5 protein-coding genes are annotated in these 4,628 nt (G+C 79.2%); all 5 read right to left on the reverse strand.

Annotated features, from left to right (window positions below; all coding sequences use genetic code 11):
- Nucleotides 1-107: 107 nt before the first annotated feature.
- The gene (locus tag MJ876_RS20040) at nucleotides 108-1,481 is read right to left on the reverse strand and encodes a hypothetical protein (RefSeq protein WP_240239109.1); all 1,374 of its coding nucleotides are present in this window, start codon (nucleotides 1,479-1,481) and stop codon (nucleotides 108-110) included.
- Nucleotides 1,478-2,446 carry a hypothetical protein gene (locus MJ876_RS20045; RefSeq protein WP_240239111.1) on the reverse strand — a complete coding sequence of 323 codons (969 nt, stop codon included), beginning with the start codon at nucleotides 2,444-2,446 and terminating at the stop codon, nucleotides 1,478-1,480. The genes MJ876_RS20040 and MJ876_RS20045 overlap by 4 nt, the downstream gene beginning before the upstream one ends.
- A gap of 5 nt (nucleotides 2,447-2,451) precedes the next feature.
- Nucleotides 2,452-2,835 carry a hypothetical protein gene (locus MJ876_RS20050; RefSeq protein WP_240239112.1) on the reverse strand — a complete coding sequence of 128 codons (384 nt, stop codon included), beginning with the start codon at nucleotides 2,833-2,835 and terminating at the stop codon, nucleotides 2,452-2,454.
- Between the two features lie 114 nt (nucleotides 2,836-2,949).
- Complete coding sequence (locus MJ876_RS20055) at nucleotides 2,950-4,359, reverse strand: hypothetical protein (RefSeq protein ID WP_240239113.1); 1,410 nt, start codon at nucleotides 4,357-4,359, stop codon at nucleotides 2,950-2,952.
- A partial coding sequence (locus MJ876_RS20060) for a hypothetical protein (RefSeq protein ID WP_240239114.1) occupies nucleotides 4,356-4,628 on the reverse strand: 273 nt, incomplete at its 5' end. The genes MJ876_RS20060 and MJ876_RS20055, both read right to left, overlap by 4 nt.

Raw genomic sequence — 4,628 nt, forward strand, 5'->3', positions numbered from 1 at the left:
GCGCCCCCCCCCCCCGCCCCCCCCCGCCCGCCCGCCCCCCCCCCCCCCCCCCCCCCCCCCCCCCCCCCCCCCCCCGCCCCCGGCCCCCCCCCCCCCCGACTCGACGGTCAGGCCAGGTAGCCCAGGTCCCGCAGGCGGGTGAGCTCGGCGCGGAGGCCGTCGTGGGAGGAGTCGTCGGCGGCGCGGCCCCCGACGACCCAGGCGGGCGGTCCGACCGCGCCGCCGCCGTCGAAGACGACGCTGGTGCGGTGCTCGTCCCCGGCGTTGACCAAAGAGCCGAGGAGGGCGACGGGGTCGGCGGAGTCCTCCAGCGACAGCACCCGAACGTCGCCGTCGATGCGCGGGGCCTGCGAGGCGGGGGAGCCGACGGTGACGACCGCCTCGACGGTGAACCGTGACGACGGCTGCCGGGCCGCGACCTCGGCGGCCGCGACCCCGCCGCGCCCGCCGCCCACGAGCATCACCCGGGCCGGGCCGTCGGTGTGGCCGGACGCCTCGACCGCCGCCTCGACGACCCGCACGGCCTCCGCCGCGTACGTCGCGTGGTCGCCGCCCACGAGGCGCAGCCGGCCGCCGTCCGCGTCGGCGCGGCCGGGGAGGTAGACGAGGAAGCGTCCGGGCGCGGCGCGGTGCACCTCGACGCTCGCCGTCACCTCGCTCAGGGTCGTCATCAGCGCGCCGAGGCCGGCGGGCAGCGACGGGTCGGCCACCCCGGCGGGTGCGGGCGGGGTCGCGGGGTCGGTGCCGAGCAGGTCGGCGGCGACGTCGCGGACGGCGCCCACGGCGTCCTGGGTGAACGCCGGCACCCCCACCGCCCGGAGGCCCGCGAGGGCGACGCCGGCGGTGGTCGCCTCCTCGTTGGTGCCCAGGCCGGGGGTGAGCAGGGTGCGCAGCTGCAGGCCGTCGAGCAGCCCGCCCGCGGTGCTGATGTGGTCCATCAGGTCGGGGTGGTGCTCGGCGAGCTGGCCGAGGTACTCCGCGACCTGCTCGCGGTCGTCGGCGTCGGTCTCGATCAGCCCGGCGGCCACGACCACGCCACCCAGCTCGACCTCGGGGGCGAGGAAGCCGATGGCACGGCCGGCGATGGAGCCGATGGTCCGCGACGCGGACTCCGCGAGCTCGTCGATCCAGCGGTAGGTCAGCACGGTGGCGCGGACGACGAGGGCGTCGGCGTCGAGCTCGGTCGACCCGGGCAGCAGGCCGTGCTTGCCGGTGGTGGCGCGCCGGATGTCCTCCTCGGCGACCTCCCAGGTCCGCGGCGACAGCGCGGCGGACGCCGCCACGTCGTCGTCGGCGAGGATCGTGGTGCCGAGCCGCGACCGCTCCCGCAGCTCGCCGCCCACCCGGTCGAAGAGCTCGGCGAGCCGGGTCATGCGGTCGTACTTCTCGCCCGCGGCCACCGCCTCCACCTCGGACACGCTCCGCTGCGCGTCGCGCCCGCCCGTCGGGCCGGACAGTCCGTGGCCGGGATCCGTGGTCATCGGCTCACCTCCGCGAGCACCGGGGCGAGCGAGGTGGCGAGGTCGGCGGGCTCGACCCGGCGGACCTCGACGCGGCCCTCCTGCCGTCCGTCGGTCGTGTCGACGTGCGGTCGCAGGGCGTGCCACCCGTCCGCCAGCAGCAGCCACGAGGTCACCCCGACGGTGTCGAGGGAGGGGGTGGTCCCGCTGGTGTCGGGGGCCTCGGGCAGGTCCGCCACGAGCGCGCGGAGCCGACCCCGCGACTCCCGCTGCAGGGCACCGAGCAGGCCGGGCACCTGCGCGTCCGGCAGGACGACGCCGTCCGCGACGACCCGGCCCGAGTGGTGCCCGGCGAGCACGGGGACGACGTCCGCCCGGCCGGAGCGCACGGCCTCGCCGGAGGCGTCCAGCAGCTCGTAGGGCAGGTCCAGGACGCCGGGCAGCGCGGAGGTCTGCCGCGGCAGCTCGGCGGGCAGCGCCGCGACGCGCGCCAGCTCGGCGGGCCACTGCGCGGTCGCGAACCAGCCCAGCTCGAACACCAGGCCGTCGGCCGTGGCGAGCGTGGCGACGGCGGTGCGGCCGTGGCGGTGCCACGCGTGCAGCTGCGCGCCGGTGATGTTGAGGTCGAGGTCGACCGCGACCCTCGGCGTGGCCAGCAGGCCGACGGCGCCGGCCAGCCCGGGGTCGGGCTCGCCCCACGCGTCCAGCAGGCCGCGGCGGGTCAGGGACTCGATGGGCTCGTGCAGACCCGCCAGCGCGGCGGCGTACGCCGCGTCGTCGCCCGCGCCGCGGCTCGGTCCGAGGCGGGACTCCAGGCCCGCGGAACGGCCGGCCTCGGCGGCGGGGGCGAGGAAGGGCAGCGGTGCCCCGCCGGCCCGCTCCGCGACGAGGCGCAGCTCGGGCAGGGTCAGGCTGATCCGGCGCGGCAGGCCCGCCAGGAGCGAGTCCGGGGGCGGGGTGGGGCTCGACAGGTCGACGGTCGGCACGGTCCTCAGCGCTCCCCGGAGTCGAAGGTCAGCCAGTCACGGTGCCCGGGCGGCGGGGCCTCGGCGGTGGAGCCGCGGCCGCCGTCACCGGGGCCGTCCAGCTCCTGGCCGCGGTGGCGGTGCTCGGCCGCGGCGATGGCCTCGCTCAGGTGGGCGACCTCGGTGAGGTGCTTCTCCAGCGACTGGGCGGCCTCGTCGTGCAGGCGGGCGGCGTCGCGCATCCGCGCCGCGCGGTCGCGGACCCGCTCGCGCATCGTCTCGGCGGCGCGGCCCGTCCAGGGGACGCTCTCGGCCTGGGCGACCAGCGACTGGGCCCGCGCCCGGACCTCCGACGCCTGCTCGCGCAGCTCGCCGACCCGCCGTCGCATCACCCCGACGTCGCCGTACATCGCCTGCCTCCTTGCGCACCGTTGCGTCCGGACCACTGCCCCGCGACGGTCGCCGCGAAACCCGGTGGCGCCCGGGCCGCGGCGGATCCGAGGGCCCCAGCCTCCCACGGCCCCTCACCGGGTGATCCGGAAGACGTGCCGCTCGACAGCCGCGGCGTCGAGGAGGCCGAGCTCGCGCATCCGCGCGGTCTGGGCCACGAGGGACGCCTCGCTCGACGCGTCGACCGCCCGCGCGGCGTCCACGTGGTGGCCCAGCGCGTGGCGCTCGGCGAGGCCCGGGGCCACTCCCGCCGCGACCGGCGCGTCGAAGGTGACGGTGACCCGCTGCCGGGTGTCCGGGTTGGGCGCGCCGTCCAGGAGCGGCACGACGTCGCCGCGGTTCTCCAGCGACAGCACCGCCACCTGCTCGGGGAGCCCGGGGACCTGCGCGGTCGGCGCCCCGGCCGTGACGACCTGCCGGACGTCGTACGGCATCGCGTCGGTGCCCGCCTCCGCGGCGAGGGCCACCGCCTGCATGCCGCCCTGCGAGTGTCCCGTCAGCAGGACAGGCTCCCCGGGCCGGACGCCGGCCTGCCGCATCGCCTCCGCCACCCCGCGCCCGTACGTCGTCGGCTCGCCCGCCAGCAGGCCGAGGTCCGCGCCGAGGTCACGGACGTCGTCGTCGCCGGCCCAGGGCGCGGAGAAGTCGTCCGTGCCGGGCAGGTGGACGACGTGGGCGCGGCGACCGTCCGCCCCCACGAGGGTGTCGACGGCGACCGTGCCCCGACCCTCGGGGTCGTCGGCCAGGGCCGCCACCCCGGCGAGGCCACCGAGCAGGTCCGCGACCCCCCGCGGGGGCGCGACCGTGCTCTCCAGGTCGCGACGCCGCACCACCCCCGGCGTGCCCTCCGCCGCGAAGGCGCCCGCCAGCACGCCGGTCGCCCCGGGTGGGTCGGAGGGCAGCGGCAGCCCGACAGCGCCGGGGACCGGCGGCACCCGGCCCGAGACGACGTCCACGGCGCCGGACAGGACCGCGACCAGCGGCTCGACGAGCCCCGGGCGGGCCACCACGGCGGACTGCACCGCGGGCAGGGTGCCCAGCCGACCCGACAGGTGGGCGAGCGTCAGACCCGCCCCGACGGGCAGCACCGCTGCCGCGAGCAGCGGCACCGCCGCCCGCCCGACCCCGTGCGCCAGCACGTCGAGGCCGACGGCCACCGCCGCGTCCGCGCCGACCAGGAGCCCGACGGACGCGCGGACGGCCTCGGCGTCCACCTCCCACCGGGTGGCCGCGGCCACCAGGCCGTCGGTGCCCCACACCGCCGTCGTCAGCGCCGTCTCGGCCGCCGCGAAGGTCACGGGCGACAGCACCGCCGAGGCCAGCAGGTCGGCGTCGGCGGCCAGCGCGAGGACCCCGGGGACCCGCCCGCGCAGCCGGTCGCCCAGGGCGTCGTGGTCGTCGGCCAGGGCCCGCAGGTCGTCGTACGTCGCGCCCAGGCCGGCCACGCCACCGGCCACGCTGAGGTCGTCCGGACCCAGGCTCACGCCGACCACGGCAGCCCCGGCAGGTCCGGCAGGTCCGGCAGGTCCGGCAGGTCCGGCAGGTCCGGCAGGTCCGGCAGGGCGCCAGCGAGCTCCTCGGCCCACGCGCTGGCCCGGTCCCCGAGGGACGCGAGGAGGGCGAGCCGCACCTCGACGGCGTCCGCGTGCGCGTCGAGGGCCGAGGCGGCCTCCCGCAGCGCCTCGGCCGTGCGGCCGAGCCCCACCACCCCGGCGGCGGCCGAGGCGGTCGCGGCCTCGGCGGCGGCGCCGCT

Source organism: Nocardioides sp. CFH 31398 (assembly GCF_022436705.1).
Classification (GTDB): domain Bacteria; phylum Actinomycetota; class Actinomycetes; order Propionibacteriales; family Nocardioidaceae; genus Nocardioides.

What these genes read in the sequence shown, in the direction of transcription:
- MJ876_RS20050 (WP_240239112.1), bottom strand. Translation starts at nt 2,835, where the DNA reads ATGTACGGCGACGTCGGGGTGATGCGACGGCGGGTCGGCGAGCTGCGC.
- MJ876_RS20040 (WP_240239109.1), bottom strand. Translation starts at nt 1,481, where the DNA reads ATGACCACGGATCCCGGCCACGGACTGTCCGGCCCGACGGGCGGGCGC.